The organism is Ralstonia sp. RRA (assembly GCF_037023145.1).
In the GTDB taxonomy this organism is placed as follows: domain Bacteria; phylum Pseudomonadota; class Gammaproteobacteria; order Burkholderiales; family Burkholderiaceae; genus Ralstonia.
In genome coordinates this window covers 640536-661710 of sequence record NZ_CP146092.1, presented here as the reverse complement: position 1 = coordinate 661710, position 21175 = coordinate 640536, and the positions used below count along the sequence as shown (strand labels likewise).

General features: G+C 63.4%; 20 protein-coding genes. 9 read left to right on the top strand and 11 right to left on the bottom strand.

What is annotated here, in order from left to right:
• Window positions 1–28 precede the first annotated feature (28 nt).
• Complete coding sequence (locus V6657_RS21065) at window positions 29–1861, top strand: alpha/beta fold hydrolase (protein WP_053166381.1); 1833 nt, start codon at window positions 29–31, stop codon at window positions 1859–1861.
• A 14-nt stretch (window positions 1862–1875) separates the two neighbouring features.
• Here the strand turns inward: V6657_RS21065 and V6657_RS21060 are convergent, their stop codons facing one another.
• The 3 genes from V6657_RS21060 to V6657_RS21050 form a co-directional block, all read right to left on the bottom strand.
• On the bottom strand, window positions 1876–2862 hold the full coding sequence (locus tag V6657_RS21060) for a threo-3-hydroxy-L-aspartate ammonia-lyase (protein ID WP_048933798.1): 987 nt from the start codon (window positions 2860–2862) through the stop codon (window positions 1876–1878).
• A complete protein-coding gene (locus tag V6657_RS21055) occupies window positions 2859–3773 on the bottom strand; it encodes an amino acid ABC transporter substrate-binding protein (RefSeq protein ID WP_048933799.1) in 915 nt (304 codons plus the stop codon). The genes V6657_RS21060 and V6657_RS21055 overlap by 4 nt, the downstream gene beginning before the upstream one ends.
• A 123-nt stretch (window positions 3774–3896) precedes the next feature.
• Entirely contained in the window at window positions 3897–4811 is a 915-nt protein-coding gene (locus tag V6657_RS21050) for a DMT family transporter (RefSeq protein ID WP_048933800.1), read from the bottom strand.
• A gap of 275 nt (window positions 4812–5086) precedes the next feature.
• On the opposite strand from V6657_RS21050, the gene V6657_RS21045 reads away from it, so the two are divergent.
• The gene (locus V6657_RS21045) at window positions 5087–6490 is read left to right on the top strand and encodes a GGDEF domain-containing protein (protein ID WP_248694619.1); all 1404 of its coding nucleotides are present in this window, start codon (window positions 5087–5089) and stop codon (window positions 6488–6490) included.
• 68 nt (window positions 6491–6558) lie between these two features.
• Here the strand turns inward: V6657_RS21045 and V6657_RS21040 are convergent, their stop codons facing one another.
• The 5 genes from V6657_RS21040 to V6657_RS21020 form a co-directional block, all read right to left on the bottom strand.
• Window positions 6559–7077, bottom strand: coding sequence for a hypothetical protein (locus V6657_RS21040; protein WP_048933802.1), 519 nt, complete (start codon window positions 7075–7077; stop codon window positions 6559–6561).
• A 77-nt stretch (window positions 7078–7154) separates the two neighbouring features.
• On the bottom strand, window positions 7155–8702 hold the full coding sequence (locus V6657_RS21035; protein WP_048933803.1) for a tetratricopeptide repeat protein: 1548 nt from the start codon (window positions 8700–8702) through the stop codon (window positions 7155–7157).
• 55 nt (window positions 8703–8757) lie between these two features.
• Window positions 8758–9606 (bottom strand): hypothetical protein, encoded by an 849-nt coding sequence (locus V6657_RS21030; RefSeq protein WP_048933804.1) that lies wholly within the window; start codon window positions 9604–9606, stop codon window positions 8758–8760.
• 36 nt (window positions 9607–9642) lie between these two features.
• On the bottom strand, window positions 9643–10245 hold the full coding sequence (locus V6657_RS21025) for a hypothetical protein (RefSeq protein WP_048933805.1): 603 nt from the start codon (window positions 10243–10245) through the stop codon (window positions 9643–9645).
• Between the two features lie 127 nt (window positions 10246–10372).
• Entirely contained in the window at window positions 10373–10834 is a 462-nt protein-coding gene (locus tag V6657_RS21020; protein ID WP_048933806.1) for a GFA family protein, read from the bottom strand.
• 164 nt (window positions 10835–10998) lie between these two features.
• Here V6657_RS21020 and V6657_RS21015 point away from each other — a divergent pair, with 164 nt between their 5' ends.
• The 6 genes from V6657_RS21015 to V6657_RS20990 all read left to right on the top strand — a co-directional run bounded on the left by V6657_RS21015 (window position 10999) and on the right by V6657_RS20990 (window position 16551).
• Window positions 10999–11742: an acyl-CoA thioester hydrolase/BAAT C-terminal domain-containing protein gene (locus V6657_RS21015; RefSeq protein ID WP_048933866.1), complete on the top strand. Its 744-nt coding sequence runs from the start codon at window positions 10999–11001 to the stop codon at window positions 11740–11742.
• Between the two features lie 41 nt (window positions 11743–11783).
• Window positions 11784–12791, top strand: a complete 1008-nt coding sequence (locus V6657_RS21010; protein ID WP_048933807.1) for a serine hydrolase domain-containing protein — start codon at window positions 11784–11786, stop codon at window positions 12789–12791.
• A gap of 79 nt (window positions 12792–12870) precedes the next feature.
• Window positions 12871–13422: a hypothetical protein gene (locus V6657_RS21005; protein WP_053166383.1), complete on the top strand. Its 552-nt coding sequence runs from the start codon at window positions 12871–12873 to the stop codon at window positions 13420–13422.
• A gap of 176 nt (window positions 13423–13598) precedes the next feature.
• A complete protein-coding gene (locus tag V6657_RS21000) occupies window positions 13599–14585 on the top strand; it encodes a dienelactone hydrolase family protein (RefSeq protein ID WP_248694618.1) in 987 nt (328 codons plus the stop codon).
• A gap of 59 nt (window positions 14586–14644) precedes the next feature.
• Window positions 14645–15226: a hypothetical protein gene (locus V6657_RS20995; RefSeq protein WP_137884665.1), complete on the top strand. Its 582-nt coding sequence runs from the start codon at window positions 14645–14647 to the stop codon at window positions 15224–15226.
• A gap of 257 nt (window positions 15227–15483) precedes the next feature.
• Window positions 15484–16551: an HNH endonuclease gene (locus tag V6657_RS20990; protein WP_082170200.1), complete on the top strand. Its 1068-nt coding sequence runs from the start codon at window positions 15484–15486 to the stop codon at window positions 16549–16551.
• Window positions 16552–16619: 68 nt separating this feature from the next.
• Here V6657_RS20990 and V6657_RS20985 read toward each other — a convergent pair whose 3' ends face one another.
• Together V6657_RS20985 and V6657_RS20980 are read right to left on the bottom strand one after the other, a co-directional pair.
• Window positions 16620–16898 (bottom strand): hypothetical protein, encoded by a 279-nt coding sequence (locus tag V6657_RS20985; RefSeq protein ID WP_048933810.1) that lies wholly within the window; start codon window positions 16896–16898, stop codon window positions 16620–16622.
• Window positions 16899–17014: 116 nt separating this feature from the next.
• Window positions 17015–19186 (bottom strand): EAL domain-containing protein, encoded by a 2172-nt coding sequence (locus V6657_RS20980; protein ID WP_048933811.1) that lies wholly within the window; start codon window positions 19184–19186, stop codon window positions 17015–17017.
• Window positions 19187–19476: 290 nt separating this feature from the next.
• On the opposite strand from V6657_RS20980, the gene V6657_RS20975 reads away from it, so the two are divergent.
• The gene (locus V6657_RS20975; protein ID WP_048933812.1) at window positions 19477–20550 is read left to right on the top strand and encodes an FUSC family protein; all 1074 of its coding nucleotides are present in this window, start codon (window positions 19477–19479) and stop codon (window positions 20548–20550) included.
• Window positions 20551–20620: 70 nt separating this feature from the next.
• On the opposite strand, the gene V6657_RS20970 is transcribed toward V6657_RS20975, so the two are convergent.
• Entirely contained in the window at window positions 20621–20899 is a 279-nt protein-coding gene (locus tag V6657_RS20970; protein WP_048933813.1) for a hypothetical protein, read from the bottom strand.
• Between the last annotated feature and the right edge of the window lie 276 nt (window positions 20900–21175).

The window sequence follows — 21175 nt, the reverse complement described above, 5'->3', positions numbered from 1 at the left end:
TGTGGGTCATGCCACGCGGGAGGCGCCGATGCGCGAGACAGTGGATATTCCGGCGGAAACGCTTTCCAGGCTCATTGGCCTGATCTACGGCGCCGCCAGCGACGACGACCTGTGGCCCAGCCTGCTGCAGGCCATGGCCGACTTCCTGATGCAGAGCGGCGCGCACGACGCACGGCCCGTCTCAACCGCAGAGACCGATGCCATCGTCGCCAGCTGGTTTGGCGACACCAGCAGCCCGCTGCCAAGCACTGCCAGCGCGGCGGAACAGCAGGTGTTCCAACTACTCGCGCCGCATTTCGTGCGCGCGTGGGACATGCGCCAAACCCAGGCCGATGCAGAAACGCATCGCCAGATCAGTGACTCCGTATTGGACCGCCTGCCGGTGGGCGTGGCGCTGGTGGAAGACACCGGCGCGGTAGTCAGCATGAACCGCGCGCTGCGGCTGATCCTGGACAACAACGACGGCCTGGTACTGGTTGCCGGGCGCATGGAATCCCGCCCGAGAAAGCTGTTGGAAGATGCGCTGCGTGAAATGGCATCGGTGGCCTCGGCCGCCGCACACGCAGGCACCCGCACGGCATTCCGGCTGGAGCAGGCTGCCGGACCGCTGTCCGTGCTCGTCAGCAAGCTGCAGCCAACCAACGGGAGCACCCCGCTGGCGATGCTGTGGGTGGCGAGCGCTGATGTGCCGCTGGTGCCCGAAGGCGGCCTGCGCGAACTGTTCGGCCTGACTGCCGCAGAAGCACGGCTTGCCCAGCGGCTGGTGCGCGGGCTCACGCTGGAAGAATCCGCGCAGGATCTGGGCACCACCACCAACACCGCCAAGACGCAGCTGAAGGCCATCTTTGCCAAGGTGGGCGTACGCCGCCAACCGGAGCTGGTGCAGGCCATCTGGTCAACGCCGCTGTGGCTGGACCAGGGCGGCGGCCAACCCAACCGCTTGCCGCTGGGCAAGCACGCCACACCCGCACCCCCCACATCTGCAGGAGATGGCCGCATGGTCCTGCCCGATGGCCGCACGCTGGCGTGGTCAGACAGCGGGGACCCGGATGGGTTGCCCGTGATCCAGATGCATGGCCTGTCTTGCTCGCGGCACTTGCGGCATCCGGACGATGCACTGCTGCGTGAGGCGTCGATCCGCCTCATCATTCCCGAGCGGCCGGGCACGGGCGACTCCGACCCGATGCCCGGGCGCAAAGTGGCCGACTGGCCGGCCGACGTGCAGGCGCTGGCCGACCATCTCAAGCTCGATCGTTTTGCCGTGCTGGGGTACTCCGCCGGCATGCCCTATGCCTTTGCCACCGCACAGGCGATGCCCGAGCGCGTGAGCGCCATGTTCATCGTGGCGGCCACACCCCCGATCGAACGCGTGGACGACATCAAGGCCTACTCGGCGCACTTCCGCATGGCGCTCATGGTGGCGCGCTACATGCCGAACCTGCTGCCGCCGCTGCTGCACGTGGTGGTGCGCAGCATCCGCAAGGATGTCTACCGCTATATCGAATCCATTTTGAAAGCCATGCCGGACGTCGACCAGCAAGTCTTCCGGCAAGCCGCATTTCGCGAGAACTACGCGCAAGAATTACTGGCCGGCGTCAAACACGGCGGCCAGCATTTTGTGGTCGAAACACTACTGAACGTGCACGGCTGGCAGGTCGACGGCCGCCACTTTGCGATGCCGGTCGAGTTCTTTCACGGCGCGCTGGATTGGCATGTGTCCATCAACGCAGCACGCGCGCTGGTCCAGCGCATTCCGGGCGCACACCTCCACGAGGTGGAGGATGGGGGCCACTTTTTGATCTACTCACATTGGCGCAACATCCTGCACACGATGCGGGAGCGGCTGTCCTGCATCGCTTGACGCAGCTGCAGTGCCTAAGCTTCCTGCAGCAGCCGGAGGTAACGCGGCAGATCAATGTTGCCGCCCGTCACGATCACGCCAATGCGCGTCCCCTTGATGGGCAATCCGGCGTAGCGGGCCGCGGCCAGGCCAAGGCAGGCCGTCGGCTCCACCACCAGCTTCATGGCCTGCGCAAAGCGGCGCATGCACGCCACCAGCATCGCGTCTTCCACGGAAACGATCTCCGTCACCCCGCGCTGCAATAGCGCGAACGTCAGCGCACCGAGATGCTGTGCGCGCGCACCGTCCGCTATCGTGTCTGGCGGGTCGATATGCACGATGTGGCCGGCTTGCAATGACTGCCGGCCGTGGTTGCCCGCCACCGGCTCTGCCCCATACACCTTGCAGGCCGGCGCCAGCGCAGCGGTCACCAGCGTTGCGCCGCCGAGCAGCCCACCACCGCCCTGGCTCGCAAAGATGGCTTCCAGCGGCCCCACCTCCTCGATCAGCTCGCGCGTGACGGTGGCCTGGCCGGCAATGACGTCGGCATGGTCATAGGGCGGAATGAGCGTCAGACCGTGCGCCTCAGACAACGCGCGCGTGATGGCTTCCCGGTCGTCGGTGCGCCGGTCGTAGAAAACGATCTGCGCACCACAACGCCGCGCCGCATCCACCTTGCTGGCCTGGGCATCGTGCGGCATCACCACGGTGACCGGGATGCCAAGAATCTGCCCGGCCAGGGCCATGCCCAGCGCATGGTTACCACCCGAAAACGCCACCGCGCCACGCTTGCGCTGCCCGGCGTCAAAGCGCGCCAGCGCGTTGAACGCGCCCCGAAACTTGAACGCCCCGGTGCGCTGCAGGTTCTCGCACTTGAAGTAGACCTGCGCCCCAACCCAGGCATCCATCTCGGGGGAACGCAGTACCGGGGTGCGCAGCGCATGGCCAGCCAGGCGTGCGTTGGCCGCCTCCACATCGCTCCAATCTGGCAACACGGAGGCTGTTGCGGCAACTGCGGTCACTCAACCGCCTCGTCCGACGGGTGCTTCCAGGCGGCCAGCACTTCCGGCGACGGTGTCAAACCCAGAACAATGCCGCGCGCGCCAATCGGCTGCTGGAACCAGCGCTTCTGCAGCGCAAGCACATCTGGGCTGGCGAACAGCGCGGCCAGTGTCTGGTCGACCAACGCCTTCCATTGCGCATCCGCTTTGGACAACATCAGCGCGTTCCGCTCCACCGACAGCGTGGGGCCGACCACCTCGTACTGCGCCGGCGTCTTTGCGTTGGCGCGCAGGCCATAGAGCACCACATCGTCAAGCACGAACGCCTGCGCACGCCCCGTGTCGAGCATCAGGAACGATTCAACGTGGTCCTTGGCGTAGACCTCGCGATAGCCGTACTGATCCTTGAGGCGGCGCACGTGGCGATCGCTGGTGGAACCGGCACTTGTCACCACGGTCTTGCCGCGCATGTCGTCAAACGACTGGATGCCCGAATCCGTACGCACCAGCATGCGCACTGCCGAGACGTAGTACGCCAGGCTGAAATCCACCTGCTTCTTGCGCTCGGCCGTAATGGTGTTGGGCGCGCAATCAATGGCGACGAGCCCATTGACCACCGCCGGCACGCGGCTTTGCGCGGTCAGCGGCAACCAGCGTACTTTCAACTCCGGCAGATTGAGGCGGCGCTGCGCCGCTTCGGCCGCGCGCAGGCACAGGTCCACGGCATAGCCAGCGGGCTGGCCCTTGGCGTCAGAAAACGAGAACGGCACCGCGCCCTCGCGGTACCCCAGGGTGATGGTGCCGGACTGGCGAATCTGGTCGAGAACGGGCGTCGGGCTCTGGGCCTGCGCCGGTGTGGCCACCGCAATCCACAGCGGCAGCAGCAGCGCGGCAAGCGCGCGCGGGACGATCTGAAATGCGGGAGACGGCATGGTGATCCTCGACGAAAGCGGCAAGGATAGTCACGTGCCCCGTGGGCGCGAACGATCGATTGGCTATATGCGCATCCCGTGGCCGGGCATGTGCATATACGTCGTTCGCATATGCGCGTGGCGCTAGCCGCCCGACGATGCCGGCGATGCAGCGGACGACAGCGCCATCGCCATGCGCCGCTCCCGCGCCGCCACCCAGGTGCCCGCCGCCCCGCACATCGCAATGGCCAGGATGCCCGCCACCGCCCAGCCATCCGGCACATGCGAGAAGACCAGCCAGCCGCCAATCATGGCAAAGCCGATCTGCATGTACAGGTAAGGCGTGAGCATTGCCACCGGCGCACGGGTGTACGCCAGGATGAGCAGGGCATGGCCCGCCGAACTGACGACACCCATCAGGATCAGCAGCAGCCACCACGTCCACCCCAGCGCCTGCCAGCCGAACGGCAGCGCAAAGGTCAGGCACAGCGTGCCGACGGCGCCCGTATAGAAATGGGTGGTGCCTGCCTCATCCACGTCGGCCAGCCGGCTGGTGACAATCTGGAAGCCGGTATTGGCAGCCACCAGCCCCAACGGCAGCAGCATGCTCCAGCCAAAGGTGCCGCCGCCGGGCCGGAGCACCATCATGGCGCCAAGAAACCCACCCGCCATGAACACCCAGCGCACGGCGGAGACCTGCTCGCCCAGCAGCAGGGCCGCCACCAGGGTGATGACCAGCGGGGTCAGCATCACGATGGCCGTCACCTCGCCCACCGGCATCTGCCGCAGGCTCAGAAACGCAAACAGGCTGACCGACAGCAACAGCACCCCGCGCAGCACCTGCAGCCAGGGCCGGCGCGTACGCAGCAAGGAGCGCCCTCTGCTGGGCAGCAGCGTCACGCCCGTCGTGACCGTTTGGAACAGGTAGCGGAACCAGAGCGCCATGGCCACCGGCACGGTGGTGCTGACATATTTGGTGAGTGTGTCGAACGCGGCAAAGAACGCGACCGCTGCAATCAGAAAAGCGATCCCCTGCAGAGGGTGTTGGGCACGACGCAAGGTGGTCGACTCCGAGAGCGGGCTGGATGGGTGTGTCGCTGGTGCGACGCATCATACCCCCGCCCCCGCGCGCTTTGCGCGTGCATCACGTTGTGCGTTGACATCGGCCACCCGCGTGACTATCACCGATAAGTGGGAATCGACGACACGCAAGGCTCTTGGGGGAACAGACACCCCCACACAGCGATAGCCGCGCGATACAACAAGACGAGTGACGCAGTCACCGCTGCAAGGGGGCCATTTTGAGATCGGCACATCTTGAAGTGCAGCCGGGCTTGTTGCTGAGCCTGTCTCCGGGGCGAAGGACCTATCTGACAGCACAGGCAGTGGCCCTGCTGTCGCTGGTGGTCTTCATCTCTGCTCTGCCATTTGCCAAGGTGCAGTTGGCACAGTTGCCCTCGTTCATCCCCACGTACGAATCAGCGCTCATTCTCAATGACCTGATTACAGCCGTCCTGCTGTTCGGGCAATTTGCCATCACACGTTCACGCGCCATGCTGGCGCTGGCCAGCGGCTACCTGTTTACGGCAACCACTGCCGTCGGCCACCTGCTGTCGTTCCCTGGGCTGTTTGCACACGGTGGCCTGCTGGGCGCAGGGCCGCAAAGCACCGCCTGGATCTACATGTTCTGGCATGCGGGCTTTCCGTTGTTCGTGATCGTGTATGCCCTGCTGAAAGTGCGTGAAGACCGGGAGCCCGATCGGTATATCGAAACCCCGCTCACGCGCGGGACCGTCCTGTTCGTCATCACTGCCGTGCTGGCAGCCTCCGCCGCGTGCGTGGCACTGGCCACAGCGGGCGAACACCTGCTACCGGCCTTCATGGTGGGCAATCGTTATGGACCCGCACAAATGGCGGTGGCCGGCACGACATGGCTGATCTGCATGGTCGCTCTGGCCGTGCTGTGGCGTAGCAAGCCGCACCTGACCATCGACGTCTGGCTGATGGTGGTGCTGTGCGTGTGGCTTTGCGACGTTGCGCTCAGCGCCGTGCTCAACGCCGGGCGCTACGACCTCGGCTTCTATGTCGGGCGCGCGTTCGGGTTGCTGGGCGCGAGCTTCGTCCTGTTGCTGCTACTGATCGAGAACAGCGTCCTGCACTCGCGCCTGGCCTCCGCCCGCGCAGAACTCAAACGACTGGCCGCCACCGACCCGCTCACCGGCATCCCCAACCGCCGTGCCTTTGAAACCGCCCTGAACGAAGCCTGGCGGCACGGTGCGCACTGGGAGGCGCCGCTGTCGCTGCTGACCGTCGATATCGACGCCTTCAAAGACTACAACGAGTGGTACGGCCCGAGCCTGGGCGACCGATGCCTGACCGCCGTTGCGCAATGCCTGGCCAAACAGATGCAGCGCGAAAGCGACCTGGCCACCCGCTACAACGGCGATGCGTTTGCTGTGGTGCTACCGAACATCGACATGGCAACGGCAGCGAAGACCGCGCAGCACCTGTGCGACGCCGTGGCCGCGCTGGCCATTCCGCACGCAAGCTCCAGCGTGGCAGACCACGTGACCGTGAGCGTGGGGGTAGCGAGCGGATGGGCGCAGGAAGGCGTGTTGCCGCAGGTGCTCACCAAGGTGGCGGACAGTGCGCTGCAGATGGCCAAGGGGGATGGGGGGAACCGGGTGGTGGTGGTGCCGGTGCCTGCGCAGTTGGGGCGAGGGGTGGTGGCGGTGTAAGTCGGAGCCGATTGCACGGCTCCGGCAAATTGGCGATCACACTCGGGCGAGCGCGGCGCCAACCCGAATCAGGTGCCCTCCTGTTCCGTTGCAGGTTGAGTAAACACCTTACTCGCCACCCACCACGGCTTCAGCAAAAGAAGCAAGCCCAGGACACATTGGAAGCCGGATGCAGTGAACTGCGCCAGACGCCCTGGCTCTTGTGAGAAGTACGCAATCACAGCATGTGATCCGCCTCCCACAATCGAGATTCCGGAAATCCCCATCACCTGGGGCAACGCCCCGATCAACACCCATAGACCAAGGATGGCCGAGGCCGCGGCGGTTGCCTCACGTGCTGGCATACGCAACGTATTGGTGTGGTGCGTACGCGGAACGATTTTGTGGGCAACCAGCATTGGGAACAGCCACAACACAACCGCCAGAATCAGCGCCAAGACAACCCCACCGTAGATCATCGAAGCACTTGTCTTGTCCGGCGCCATGTACACGGTGGCCCGCGCCAAACCGTATAGTTGAAAAGCAATCACGACGAGCCAAATGGCGAACAATCGCACCGCCATCCCAACCACTTGCTGTGGAGTCATTTGTTTTCTTCCTTGTTCAGTCAGTTCTTCAAATCGATACCACCATTGGGTGGTAATGGATGCTGCGAAGCCGGGCTTTACTTGCCCGGCGTAAATGGCGCATTCAGGTTGAAGATGCCCAGCCCCACATAGCCCGGCGGGTCCGTATCCAATTTCAGATCCTGCCCGACCGTCCATTTGAAGGCGACAATCTTCGCCTGTTGAAGCGCGTCGTACGAGAAAGAGATTTCGCTGTCTGCATAGTGCTGCTTTGCGAAGTCATATCCGTGTGCGGCAGACACTGACTGCCATGCGTAGCCAAGGCGAGCATCCTCTTTGACGCCTTTGCCGTCGTAGTACGCCGTACCCAGGCTGTACTGGGCTTTCACATCGCCGGCAACGGCGGCCAAGCGCAACCATTTGATTGCCGCCGGATAGTCCGCAGGAACGTACTTGCCACCCAGATAGACCCGACCGGCAATGCTTCTCGCACTCAAATCGCCTTGCTCTGCGGCATTGAGCAGCAAGCGCATGCCCGTGGTGCTGTCCTTGGCTGTTGCACGCCCCGTCAGATAAAACACGCCCAGGTCACGCTGGCCGTCCGCGTTACCGTGTTCGGCGGCCCGCTTGAGCCATTCGAAGGCTTTTGCGTCGTCCTTAGGGACCCCGTGGCCGTACTCGTACAGCATACCGATGCCGGCCTCCCCGGCTGACGCACCGGCCTGCGCCGCCTTGGCGTACCAGTTCATGGCCACAGCGTAGTCCTGCTTTCCGTCGGCGCCCGTATACGCCATGTTGCCAAGTTCGACGTAGGCGTTCGGGTCTCCCAGGTCAGCGGCCTTGCTCAACAACGTCTGCGCTTTCACAACGTCCGCCTGGACGCCCCGCCCATCCCGGTACATGACGCCGATGCGGGTCTGGGCATAGACGATGCCTTGCGCGGCAGCCTTCTCGTACAAGGCAAGTGCTCGCCGCGGGTCCGCTGGCACGCTGCGGCCGCTCTCGTACAGCCCCCCCAAGTTGTACCCCGCCAACGCCATGCCGCCATCGAGCGCCTGTTGATACAGGCTCACGGCCCTGGCCCCATCACGCTCGACCCCGAGCCCAGCGTCATACAGGTAGGCGAGCCCGCTCAATGCGCACACGTTGCGCTGATTGGCCGATCGCTCATACCAGTACGCTGCCTGCACATAGTCGACGGGTACGCCGTACCCATACAGATACATCGTGCCAAGCCCGTACTGCGACATGGCATCGCCCTCCTGAGCGTGCTTGCGGTACAACGCCAGCGCCTTTGCGTAGCCCTCCGGACCAGGTTGCCGCAGCACATAGAACCCAGCCAGCCCGTTGTCACCCAACGCGGGGTTCGTTTTCGCCAGCTTAGTGAACGTCTCCAGTGCGGCCTTATCGTCTCGCGGCATGCCGAGGCCATACATCATCAGCGTGCCCAGGCTTGCCTGAGCACGTGCGTCTCCATGCTCGGCAAGTGGTTTGAGTTCGGCCATGGCATCGCCGTAACGCTGTTGTTGCATCGCCTGTTCAGCGCTTTTCATATCGGCATTGGCAGACAGGGCCAACCCGCACAGCGCGGCGGCGGCAATCACACCAGTGCCGGACGCAATGTAGGAAGAACGGGGCTTCAGCATAGATTCAGTTCGTGATCGGCAGATGGACGATGTCGCAAGCACATGTGTGCTGCGCTCAGCGGTAGTCCGGCCAGGAAAGTGGCTTCGTCGGCTCTGGCGGCTTTGGCTGTTTTGGTTCGATGACCCGATCCTTGCGCAGCATCCACACAGCAAGCAGACCGAACAGAACCTGCATCGTGTTGATCACCTTAAGGTCGATGACGTATTCACGGTAGCCCGGCCCGAGCAGATGGACCAACGGCGACGCATACGGCAGGTACCCCAGTACAGTGGCAGCCATGATCACAACCGACACCATCAACCCCATGCCGAAGCCCCAGGCCCGTTTGTCCTTGGGCATCATGCCCGCCCCTATCACTAGCCCGAGCAGCGCGCCAAGAAACGACACCCCTGGCCGGTGGAACACCGTAAGCATCCACCCAAGCCGCAGCGTGACGCCCTGATAGCTGATGGTGAACACGATGGCGGATACCGCCAGGAGGGCGATGGCAAAGAAGGTGCGCTTGGGAGGCATCGCAGACACAGCCGGCGCGTCCGTCAAATAGCGGGTGCCCAAGCGACTCAGCAAGATTGCGCTTGTCGCCGCGAGCACGGGCACAGCGCTCAGTGCCAACACCCAAGGCTGGAGCACGAAGTACGCAATCATGGCAACAACCGCGGCCGATACATAGAGCGTGCGCCCCCATGCAAGCCTGCGCAGCAACGCAGCGCCAGCAACCAACGCGGCAAGCGACCATAGCAATGCAACCGCCCACAACCAACGCTGCTTGGCCGGATAGGCGGCAAACACCTGCTCCCATTCGCCCCGGTACCCGATGAGGTAGGTCGCAATTGAAACCAGGGAAAGCGCCGCCGACAAGGTCAGCGCGTAAATGGCAATCCGGACTGTGGTGTGGCGCCGCATGGGTGATTCTCTTGTTGCATGCCTTCAATCATCGGCTTACGCCGGCGTACAGTACTTGCCGTACGGCGTGCGATCTGTGATGGAGCGCTTGCTTGGCCTCTCCACCCGGAGCGTTGCCGCGCGATTCACCTGAATCTTCGATTCGACGGCATTTCCTGCACCCGCCAGGGCTTTGGCGTACTCATCCAGAATATCGGCATAGCCAGCCGGTGCTCTGGACGCAGCCCCGTCCTTGTCGAGCTCAGGCAACGCGCGCTCAAAGTACTCCACAGACTGCGCGAACTTCTTCTGATCCAGGCTCAACCTGGCCAGTTCGACCAAGGACAGATACAGCGGTTGACCTGCCTGCTTGTCGAGTTCATAGGCGGCATTGAGCTCGTGCTCTGACTGATCAAAGAAGCACGTCACGCCCAGTGAGCGTCCGTACTCGTAGTGCAGGATCCCTCTGCGGCCGGCAGGCAACCCAGCCTGATCAGCATTGACGCTTGCGCGTGCATAGGCCCGGCGTGCGGTATCCCAGTCGCCGCGCGCTTGAGCTGCTGCCCCTTGCGCCATGTAGTTGTTCGATATGCGTTCCTCGACAGCGGAGGCACATCCGGCCAGCAATACGACCACGAGTAATGCGTTGACTGACTTCATCGTGTTTGTTGATCCTGTGCGGAACGCGGTGTGAGAAATGGCAACGCTTTTAGCACGGGCGCGCGCCCAGCGTCATCCCCCGTGCGTTGGATACACAACGCGTTGGCATGGATCACAGCAGTAGGGCCTAGCCCAGCCCCCTAGCCACCCGCCACAACCGCACCAACTCCCCCTGCTCTGCCGGATACGTCTCAAACTGCGCCACCTCAGGCGGGATGAGAAACCACGGCTGCTTGCTGCGCGTGTACACGTGCGCGATGGGCGCGAAGGCTTGCTGATGCTCCAGCGTGCCGGGCCTGAGCAGGGCGATATCCGGTTTATCCAGCGGCTCGGCCCATAGGCGCGTGTCGCAACGCGGGCAGATGCGGGCGCGCCGGGTGTGGCCGTTGCCGAGGTCGAACTCGGCAAGCGGTGCGTGACCTTCCAGAATCTCCAGATCCGTACGCCGGACCCACATTACCGGGAGTGCCGCACCGCCAGTCCGGCGCTGGCACATGGTGCAATGGCAGACGTAGAACGTGAGCGGATCGGCAATGCGCTGGTACTTGACGCTGCCGCACAGGCAACTGCCTGGATAGGGTGGGTGCATGTTGGACTCACGTGGGGCGTGACATCGACACAGGCTGGCAGCAGAATCGCGCGAGCGTATCGGTCGTATCGGTCACGATTGCTTCAATCCAATGTCCAATAGATAGGGAGGCCCACTTGCAACCGCCCAACAACGCCGGCGATCTCATGGCAGCGCAGCCGTTCATGATAGTGGACCTCCCCGGCCTTGGCCGCCTCTACGAGCCCCCTGGAAATGCCCGCGTGCCCCATGTGCTGGTGCTGCACGGGTCGGAAGGTGCGTGGTCCGGCTTTGCCCACCTGCAAGCCGCCGGCTTTGCTGCCAGGGGTATTGCGGCACTGCCGTTTGGGTACAGCGTGGGCGGGAATGGCTGGAACGCGGGCCAGATCGAGAACGTACCCATCGACAGAACCGCCGCCGCGTTGGATGCATTGCGCCGCCGCCCAAGAACGACCGGCAAGGTCGGGGCTTACGGCGCATCACGCGGCGCCGAGCACGCGCTGTTGCTCGCGGTGTTGATGGCCACCGACGGCGCGATGCGCGCGCCTGACGCGGTTGCAGTCCATGCCGCGCCCGACGTCATCTGTGGCGCGTTCAACGCTAAAGAATGGCGAGACCCCGGTGACCCAGGCTGGCAAGCGTGGGACCCGGCACGACGCGCGTGGACGTGGAAGGGCACATCGGAAACCCTGCTCCCGACGCAGCCCATCGAGATTGAGCAGTACCCCGGCCCGCTGCTCATCAGTGCCGCCGAGAACGACACCACGTGGTCTTCCGCCATGAGCTGGCGACTTGCCGACCGGTATGCCACCGGGGGCCGCATTGCCGAGCTGTTGGCATTCCCCGGCGAGGACCACATCCTGTCTGCAGAGGCCACGATGGTTCGCGATGCACGGCTGTCGGCGTTCTTTGCCGAGCATCTGGCGTAACGACAATGCACGCCCCCGCCCCCAAGAACCCCGGCTCAGCAATGACCACCCTGGACGCATGGCTCGAAGCAACGACGGCTGCCGGCAGCATCCCCGGCGTGTCGATCGCAACCCTGCGATCGGGCAACGTCATCACGGAACGCTACTTCGGGATTCGAGGCACGCACGACCCAAGTCCAGTCGACGCGCAGACCGTGTTCGAGGCCGCCTCACTCACCAAGCCGCTGGTGTCCTTCATCGCCCTGCAGCTTGTTGACGAAGGGTTGCTGGACCTGGACGTACCGCTGCTGGACCTCTGCGGCGAATACGTGCCCAACGACACCCGCGCCCACCGCATCACGAGCCGGCACGTGCTGACGCACACCAGCGGGCTGCCCAACATCGTGCGGGAAGCCGCGCCGTTGCAGACCTACTTCGCGCCGGGTGAACGTTTCAGCTATGGCAGCAGCGCATTCGCCTGGCTACAGCGCGCGATGCAGACCGTGGCAGATCGCCCGCTAGAGGCGCTGGCCCGGGAGCGGGTTTTTGCACCGCTTGGCATGGCGCACTCAAGCCTGGAATGGCAAGACCGCTTTGCCGCCAATCACGCCCAGGGGCACGAGTGGGAGGGGGAACCCGTGCCCAAGCGCCGTGTGGAAGCCGCGCAGGCATCGTGGTCGCTGCTGACCACCGCATCGGACTACGTGCGCTTTGTCCGCGCCGTGCTGCGTGCGGAAGGACTCTCCAGCCATTCTCACGCGCAGTGGTTTTCACCTGCGGTGCAGGTGCGCCAGGGCGACAACGCAGAAGACTTGGCGGGTGCCAATCCACCCAACCCGCACGTTGCGTGGGGCTTAGGCTGGGGGTTAGAACCCGCGCAGCAGTGCTTCTTCCACTGGGGGCACAGCCCCGGGTTTCGCGCTTACGTGGTCGGCAACCGCGCGACTCGGGATGCGGTGGTGTGGTTGGCCAATTCCGCACGCGGTTTGCGACTGGCGCATATCGTGCTTCCGGAGACGGTGCCCGGAGAACACCCCTCCGTGCAGTGGCTGCAGATTGGGAGGTTGTGAGTCCGTAACCCAATCTTTCACGCCGTCGGTCTAAGATCCACGGCACGACAACATTGCACGTTTCGGGGGGCGAAACTTGATGCAAAAGATCATCTCTCTGGCCTTCGCCTGCGCTTGCGCCATGAGCCAGCCAGCATTCGCGCAGACCACAACCGAGCTGGCCAGCACGGAGCCTGTTATCAAGGCCAACCACGACTACTGGGCACTCGACGGGCTAAGCGCACGGATGCACAAGGCGACGGCCGCCACGCTGTACCTGACCGACCCCGGCTTGTGGCCGCTCAGAGCCATGGACGAAGACCGCCTGAAGCAAGCTGGCTGCGAATACACCACCGAAGACACGGCGCTCATTGCCAAGCTTGCGGAGGCCATTGACAGCGCGGGCTTGCGCCACGCCACGTTCTCGCCCCAGTTCGAGCCACGGGAAGCGATCTATCTGACGCTGAGTGGCGGCGGCCAGATTCGGCTCCTGCTTGAGAAGCCCTATCAGGAGCAAGCGGCACTGCTTGGCCGCGTGGATGATCAACCGGTGACGGTGAACAAGGGTCTTGTTGAAGCGCTGTACCAATGGGCGGCCAACTTGAGGCGCGTTGGCAAGTGCGAGCACTTTGTCGGGAAGTACCGGGGTTAGGTATGCATTGAGGGTGTGGATTGAGCAGTTGCAGCAGCGCACACCGTTTTGGGGGTTAACAGGCGATCGACAAACGACACCCATCGGTCATCAAACATGCCCGAGCGCTCTGATAATCTCGCCGCGCATTCTGGCCAGCCAGGAGTGATGACATGCGTTGGATAGTGCCCCTTGTGATGGCAATCGTATGCACGTGCCCCGCGCTGGCGGAGCCGGCCGCATTCACCGCGGGCGTCGTTCGCCTCACGGTGGCAGATGGGGCTGCTACGTTCGACACGGTGGTCTTCTACCCCACGCATGCGCGTGAGGTGCCATGGCAAGCGGGTCCCTTCACGATCGAGGCAACACGCGATGCCGCCCCCGCACCCGACGAGCGCTTCCCCGTCGTACTGATTTCACACGGCCGAGCCGGTAGCCCGTTCAGCCACCGTGAATTGGCGGCAGCGCTGGCTCGGGCCGGATTGATCGTCGTCTTGCCAACGCATGTTGGCGATGCTTCTGGCCTCCCCCGAGCGCAGTCCCAGGCACAGATTCTGATGGATCGCCCCCGACAAGCGGAGGCCGCGCTCAATACCGTTCTTGCCGATCCACGGTTCTCCACACGCGCCGATACCAGTCGAATTGGCATGATCGGATACTCGGCCGGTGGCTACACCGCGCTGATCCTGGCGGGGGCGAAACCCGACTTTGCATACGCCAGTGCGTACTGCGCAAACCACGATGATCCGGGATCATGCCCGCAACCGGCAGCCGGCACTCACGCACAGGGCACCCAAGGCAAAGCGGCAGTCCCCGCTGAACTGCTTGCCTGGCAGCCGCCCGCCGATCATCGCCTGAAAGCCTTGGTGCTGATGGACCCACTGGCCATGCTGTTTGACGCATCTGGTTTGTCTGCCGTGCGCATACCGACCATGCTCTATCGACCGCAAGACGATCGCTATCTCGGCGCTGCACGAAACGCGCTTGCGGTTGCGTCCGGCCTGGCCGCCCCACCTGCGGTGCATGTTGTGCCGGGCAACCACTTCGTTTTTGTTGACCCGTGCCCAGCGGCAATTGCAGCCAGTGCGGCGGCGGTTTGTGAGGATGCCCCCGGGGTGGACCGTACGGCGGTGCATCGCCAGATCGAGCATGAGGTCGTGGAGTTTCTGCACACAAATCTATAAGGCGCTGTTGGCTCAGGCACTGCGCAGGTCAAAGCTCGGTGAATGATGCTTTTTGCTCCGTGCGCCAAGCTCCAAGCTCGGCGTTTGGGGTTCTGAACCCGGCGGTGGAGCTTGCCCGCCACGAAACGCTCTCGACCATGCTCGTTCGCAACATCGCATTGCTCTGCGCCACGGCGTTGATCGCTGGGTGCATGACCTATCAAGACCCTCGCAGCCGCGCGGAACAGAGCGCTGCATTGCACGCGGCCGCCAACGAACTCGCCGGGTCATACGAGGTGGCGGACAGCCGTAACGACGATGGCCGCGGCTACGTGCAGGTGGTCGTCGGCAAGCAAGACGGCACGGATCAACTGAGCCTTGTGATGACGAGCCCTAAGACCGGCGCCACGGCGTTGAACGGATCGGACTGTCGCGGGTGGTACACCGAGAACCACCGCTACACCGCCGTGCAGTGCGATGCGGACATCCGCGAGATCAACTTCTTTTCACTGCAGCGGCAGGCCAACCCAGACCCTGTGAATTCCGGCACCCTGCCGGCCTCGTTCGCGACGATGGTGGTTCCGGAGGGAGGCTATCTCTTTGATATTGCCGAGCGCAGTGGGCGGCATCAGTACTACGTGCTGAGGAAGGTGGCGCGGTAGTGCGCTGGAGAGCGGGAAGCCGATGCCATCCGTCAGCCCAGTCACGTCACCGATTTGGCCTCACCCAGGAGGAGTTGTCGTGAGCTGTGGTGAATACCCCTGACGCTTCCGTAGCACCTCCTCTCAAAATGGAGGATTGCGTCCCACCCGGCGCAGTAATAACTTTTCTGGACCCACAACACATAGCGGTGCTGTACCACCTTGCACGCCAGCATCTGTAGCGTGGAAGCTCAAAGAAGAAATTATCTGGAGGGCAAGTGGATTACTACGTTTTCAATATAGGCAAGCCAGCAGTTTCAGATTGGTGGACTCAGAACATCAAGCGTGGCGTAATTACGGCAGGCTTCGAAGGGAACCCCGAGGACAAGGGTGCCGCAATACTGAAGAAAATGAATGAGGGGGACTGGGTTCTAGCCTTTGTTAACGGGCGGGGATTTGTAGGAGCCGGCCACGTCCAAGACATCGATACATACCGGCTACACCCTTCCCTACCGTCGAATTCCCTCTCAGACCATCGCCACGAACGAGGCGTGAACTGGGTGCATTACGTCAGAGACGTAAAGGATGCAGTAACGGTGGCATCTGTCGGCGGACATGCTCCTCGCCAGACCATGGAGCGCTTACGCAATCAGGAGCAAGCAGAGAGCATCATTGCCTTACTAGCTCAGCGTCCAGGCAGCTTGCGTGAGGACGGATACCAATGCGAGCTTTGGGGAGCGAACGGCTGGCGGACAGTAACCGTGACGTATGCCCTCGCAAGACCCGAGGCGATCGTGCGATGCCCTGAATGCTATGGCGCTGTGCGATTACACACTGCTGGCCCAAGAGGCATTCCGCGAGCACATGCAGAACATCGAATCGGCCACCCCGGATGTTCACTGGGGCACTACTTCGACGGAACACACACCCCTCATCCGTCTCCCGTTCTGGCACCGCTGGGCTCTATCGCATCCTCCAGCCCCGACATCACGCTTGAAGACGATGAATCCGCATTTCCCGAGGGAAGCGAGTCGTTCAAGCTTCACAGACATTTAGAGAGGGATCGGAAACTCCCTAGACGTCTCAAAGAGAGTCGACTGAAGGAGACCGGCAAGCTGGAATGCGAAGTGTGTTCTTTCGACTTCACAGCGACGTACGGCTCAGTCGGTGACGGCTTTATTGAGGCGCACCACCGCATTCCAGTGCATCAACTCAAAGGCAAGGAAAAGACCCGGGCAAGCGATCTTGCACTCGTGTGCTCGAATTGCCACCGCATGTTGCATCGAGCCGATCCTCAACTGCGCGTTGAAGAACTACGTGCGCTCCTCTTAGGCAAGCGTAAGTAGAGAACGCCGTATCACGCAGGCACATAAGCTCCCCCGCCCGTCTCGGGGTCACGTTCACTGCGGTTCTTTTACTTCTGCCGATTTGCGCGTTCCAGCACGCGCAGGATTTCCCACCGGTACAGGTCGACCAGCACGCCCTCCAGCGTGGTCAGCACGTATGCGCCAATCGCATCCAGAAACCCAGCCTGGCATTCGGCGGGCTTGTCTTGGATGTGGAGCTGGTATTCCCAGCGCAGCGTCTTGGGCTCGAACTGGCGATGCAGCCTCAGACCCGCCTGCGTGCGGCGCAGAAAATCTCGGCCGCTCAGGGCGCCTTGCAGATAGTCGCGTTTGGTTTCAAGGCTCATCGGGCGCGTCCGGAGGGAGGGTGTTGCGCGATGCGGGTGAGAAGAGAACGTGCGGGGCAATGCCCGCGTGGGATGGGTACGGCCTGGGTTGGTTGATCCATTGTCTCGCCCTCTGCTCAAAGCGGATACGCCAAGGGCCGTTGGCCGGCATCGAGCACAAACTGCTGGCAGACGTTCGCAGCCAGCGGACGGCTGAAGAAGTAGCCCTGGAACCGATCGCAACCCAGGGCCGATAGGCGCTTGAGCTGCTGCTCGGTCTCGACGCCCTCCACCACCGTGGAAAGATTGAGCGTGCGGCTGAGGCTGGCAATGCTGCGGACGATGTGTTCGTTGACGCTGCCCGCACTGACATCGGCCAGGGAGCGATCGATCTTGACGGTGTCCAGCGGCAGCTCGCGCAAGTAGTGCAGCGACGTATGGCCCATCCCAAAATCATCCAGCGCGACCTTGACCCCGGCCTCTCGAAGCCGTTTCAGGTTATCGATGGCATGGACGTCGGGCAGCAGCATCGTGGACTCCGTAATCTCCAGTTCGAGCAGCGCTGGCGACAAACCCTCGCTGTGCAGGATGTCGATCACCTTCTGGTGGAACGCGCGGTCCAGCAACTGCCGGGGCGATAGATTGACAGCGATCACGAAATCGTCCGGCAACACATCGCGCCAGGCGGCTCTCTGGTGGCAGGCGAGCGACAGGATGCGCAGGCCGAGGCGATCAATCTGACCGATGTCATCGGCCAGCGCGATGACGATGGGCGGCGCCACGCGCCCCAGCACCGGATGCTGCCACCGCAGCAGCGCCTCGGCGCCGAAGACGCGCCCGGTTTGGCAATCCACCTGCGGCTGGAATTCCAGAAAGATCTGCTCCTCTTTCTTGATGGCATCTTCCAGGTCGCTTGCCAGCGCCACCGCCATGCGGCCCTCGTCGCCCGGAAGGTCGAGACACCGTTTGCCCTTCAGGTTCACCTCGGGTGACTCCGAAATACGGAGCAGCGACGCGAGCGCGTCCTGGCTGCGCCGGCGCGACAGAAAGTCGGCCACGCGGACGAACGGGATGTAGATCAGCGCGCCTGCCGCCAGGCCAATGAGTTGGACCACCGCGCCAGCCACCGAGCCTGTGGTGGCGTAGCCGCTGAAGAGCGCCGGCGTTGTCCACGCAACGCTGTAGCCCGTCTTGGGCATCAGGTCGGTCATGATGGCCGCATAGGCGATGAGCACCTGCACGACCGGCGCCAGGATGAAAGGAATCGCATACACCGGGTTCAGTACCAGCGGCAGCCCGAAGAGCAACGGCTCATTCACGTTGAACAGCGCCGGCAGCATCACCATGAGCGCCATCTTGCGGCCGCGCAGCGTGCTGCTGGACAGCAGCAGCGCGAGGATCAGGCTGAGCGTGCCGCCCGAGCCGCCCATGCGCGCAAACGCAGAGAAGAAGTCGTAGGTGAAGATGAACTGAGGCTGGCCACCGCCGGCAACCGCCACCACATTGGCCTGCGCTGCCGGCTCCAGTACGTATTGCTGCACGGTATACAGCGCGTTCGGCCCATGAATGCCCAAGAGCCACAGCGCTTGCGCGGCGGTCTCGTAGCCGATGCCAAACAGCAGATTGTTGGACAGGCTCGAAGACGGTGCGGCCAGCAGCGCGTTCAATGCCACCATGAGGCTCGACCACCCCGCCCACATCAAGGTGACCTTGAGGACAGCGAACGCGAGAATCGTCAGCATGCCGGCCGGCATCACGGCCAGCACATCCCCAACAAGGAGGTCGTTGCTCAAATGACTGGACGGAATGCGCAAACAGCGGACGCCGCACAGCTTCAAAAACAGGCTGCCGCCCAACGACGCAACCAGCAAGGCGCCAAACAACCCCTGCCCGAGCGAGAGCGACGCCATCAATGACGCATCTGCGCCCGGTGCCACGAGCGTAAAGAAGCACGACACCACCACCACCGCCGCAACCGTAGGGTTGACCACGCGATGACCGGCGCGCTGGTTGTGCAGTTGCGCGAGCACATCGGCAAAACCATAGAGCGCGACCAGCGCGCCAATGCCGAAGGTGCCGGCCAGCAGGCTGTCGCAAAAGGCGTCCAGGCGCGCGCCGAATGCGCTCGTGAGGAACTGGCGCATGCCGGGGGTGGGCGGGTAGCGCAAGAGCAGCGCGAGCGCGCCGACCATGATGAGCGGCAACGACAACGCCAGCCCGCGCCGAATGGCAATGAAATACGGCCCCCGGTCGATTCGCTCTGCGGCGGCCAACAACCTGAGCCAGGGCGATAGCGCTTGCGTAGTCATACGGCTCGACTTTCTACGAGGTGGATCGGCGCAATCCTGGGCATCCCCAAGGATCGACTATCGGGCTACGACCCACTTAAACGGCCGTGCCATGGGCTCTCTGAAGCGCTTGGGCAAAAATAATGCCACCACGCAGGCACTTGGCACATGGCAGGCTTCGTGCAATACCTAGGGGAAACCCGATGTTTCGCCGCGATTTTGCACCACGCTGAAACATCGGCACCAAGGTGGCGCCCATTGCGTGCACGTCTTGCACACGGCGCGCCCCAGAATCTGCAACGATCTCGTCTATGTCGATTTCCATCCGTGCGCCGCGCACCTTGAAACTTCCTGCTCCCCTCCTCTCCGTACTCCGGCTGGCGCGCGACCCGCATCGGCGCTATCGCCATGCGCGGTATATCCATGGCACGCGGGTCGGCCTGGGCGTGCTGCTGTCCATTGCCGTCACATCGGGCCTGGGCTGGCGGCATGGGGAATGGGCCACCATCTCGCTGCTGATCGTCATTGCCGGCCTGCAGCACCACGGCAACATCCGCAAGCGCGCGGCCGAGCGGGCCTGGGGCACCCTGATCGGCGCAACGGCAGGCCTGTTGATCATCGTGCAGCAGACCTGGCTCGGCCACCTGCCGCTCACGTACGCGCTCACGGCCCTTGCCTGCGGCATCTGCGCCTATCACGCCATCGGCAAGGGCGGCTATATCGCGCTGCTGGCCGCCATCACGCTGGTCATCGTGGTCGGGCATGGTGACAACAATCTGCTCGACGGCGCGTGGCGCACGCTCAACGTGCTGATCGGGATTGCGATTGCGCTGCTGTTCTCGTTTGCGCTGCCGCTGTATGCCACCTACTCGTGGCGTTACCGGCTGGCCGATGCGCTGCGTGAATGCGCCAGGGCGTATGCCAGCCTCGGCCAAGCCGGCGCGCCCACCGGCGCCTACCGCAGCCAGCACCTCGGCAAGCTCAACACGCTGCTTGTGCAACTGCGCTCGCTCATGCCCTCGGTGTCCAAAGAGATCGACGTGCCCCTGGAGCGGCTGGAGAACATCCAGCGCAGCCTGCGCATCTGCATCAGCACGCTGGAGCTGCTCAATGCCACGCGGGGGCCATCGGGCGAGCCGGCCGCTGATGTGCTGTCCCGCGTGGGGGACCGGCGCATCCGCGACGCACTGATCGGCATGTCGCGGGCGCTGCGGTTCGGCACGGTGGCACGCTTGGCACACCCCCGCGTGGTCAACACCGGAGCGGTGAACCAACTGGCCGGCACGCCCACGGTGGAAAGCGCGCTGGCGCTTGGTTTTTCCAACGAGATTGAACAGCTTCGGGGGCAACTGCTGGCGATTGCGCCGCAGTGGAATATTGGGTGAAGCAAGGGATGGTGCGGCCTGCCGCCACCCCGCCCGTCCCGAGGTCGCGTTCACTACTGTTCTTTTATTTCTATTTCTGCTGATCCGCGCTCTCCAGCACGCGCAGGATTTCCCACCGGTACAGGTCAACCAGCACGCCCTCCAGCGTGGTCAGCATGTACGCGCCAATCGCATCCAGAAACCCGGCCTGATATTCGGCGGGCTTGTCTTGGATGTGGAGCTGGTATTCCCAGCGCAGCGTCTTGGGCTCGAACTGGCGATGCAGCTTCAGGCCCGCCTGCGTGCGGCGCAGAAAATCTCGCGCGCTCAGGGCGCCTTGCAGATAGTCGCGTTTGGTTTCAAGGCTCATCGGGCGCCTCCGGAGGGAGGGCGTTGCGCGATGCGGGTGAGAAGAGAACGTGCGGGGCGATGCCCGCGTGGGATGGGTACGGCTTGGGTCGGTTGATCCATTGTCTTGCCCTCTGCTGATTGAGTGGGGAGCCACCCACCGGTGAGGGTGGGCGGGCACACGACAAGGTCTGCAATACCGAAGGAAATACCAAAGATCGGCAGGGCCGAAGCCCTCCCTGCCGGGCCCGCCCATTGGGGCGAACGACAGCAGCCGCAAAACCTTGAGAGGCTTTGC

What these genes read in the sequence shown, in the direction of transcription:
- V6657_RS21035 (WP_048933803.1), bottom strand. Translation starts at nt 8,702, where the DNA reads ATGCTGAAGCCCCGTTCTTCCTACATTGCGTCCGGCACTGGTGTGATT.
- V6657_RS21040 (WP_048933802.1), bottom strand. Translation starts at nt 7,077, where the DNA reads ATGACTCCACAGCAAGTGGTTGGGATGGCGGTGCGATTGTTCGCCATT.
- V6657_RS20985 (WP_048933810.1), bottom strand. Translation starts at nt 16,898, where the DNA reads ATGAGCCTTGAAACCAAACGCGACTATCTGCAAGGCGCCCTGAGCGGC.
- V6657_RS21030 (WP_048933804.1), bottom strand. Translation starts at nt 9,606, where the DNA reads ATGCGGCGCCACACCACAGTCCGGATTGCCATTTACGCGCTGACCTTG.
- V6657_RS20975 (WP_048933812.1), top strand. Translation starts at nt 19,477, where the DNA reads ATGTCGATTTCCATCCGTGCGCCGCGCACCTTGAAACTTCCTGCTCCC.
- V6657_RS21015 (WP_048933866.1), top strand. Translation starts at nt 10,999, where the DNA reads ATGATAGTGGACCTCCCCGGCCTTGGCCGCCTCTACGAGCCCCCTGGA.
- V6657_RS20980 (WP_048933811.1), bottom strand. Translation starts at nt 19,186, where the DNA reads ATGACTACGCAAGCGCTATCGCCCTGGCTCAGGTTGTTGGCCGCCGCA.
- V6657_RS21010 (WP_048933807.1), top strand. Translation starts at nt 11,784, where the DNA reads ATGACCACCCTGGACGCATGGCTCGAAGCAACGACGGCTGCCGGCAGC.
- V6657_RS21025 (WP_048933805.1), bottom strand. Translation starts at nt 10,245, where the DNA reads ATGAAGTCAGTCAACGCATTACTCGTGGTCGTATTGCTGGCCGGATGT.
- V6657_RS20970 (WP_048933813.1), bottom strand. Translation starts at nt 20,899, where the DNA reads ATGAGCCTTGAAACCAAACGCGACTATCTGCAAGGCGCCCTGAGCGCG.
- V6657_RS21055 (WP_048933799.1), bottom strand. Translation starts at nt 3,773, where the DNA reads ATGCCGTCTCCCGCATTTCAGATCGTCCCGCGCGCGCTTGCCGCGCTG.
- V6657_RS21020 (WP_048933806.1), bottom strand. Translation starts at nt 10,834, where the DNA reads ATGCACCCACCCTATCCAGGCAGTTGCCTGTGCGGCAGCGTCAAGTAC.
- V6657_RS21005 (WP_053166383.1), top strand. Translation starts at nt 12,871, where the DNA reads ATGCAAAAGATCATCTCTCTGGCCTTCGCCTGCGCTTGCGCCATGAGC.
- V6657_RS21000 (WP_248694618.1), top strand. Translation starts at nt 13,599, where the DNA reads ATGGCAATCGTATGCACGTGCCCCGCGCTGGCGGAGCCGGCCGCATTC.
- V6657_RS21065 (WP_053166381.1), top strand. Translation starts at nt 29, where the DNA reads ATGCGCGAGACAGTGGATATTCCGGCGGAAACGCTTTCCAGGCTCATT.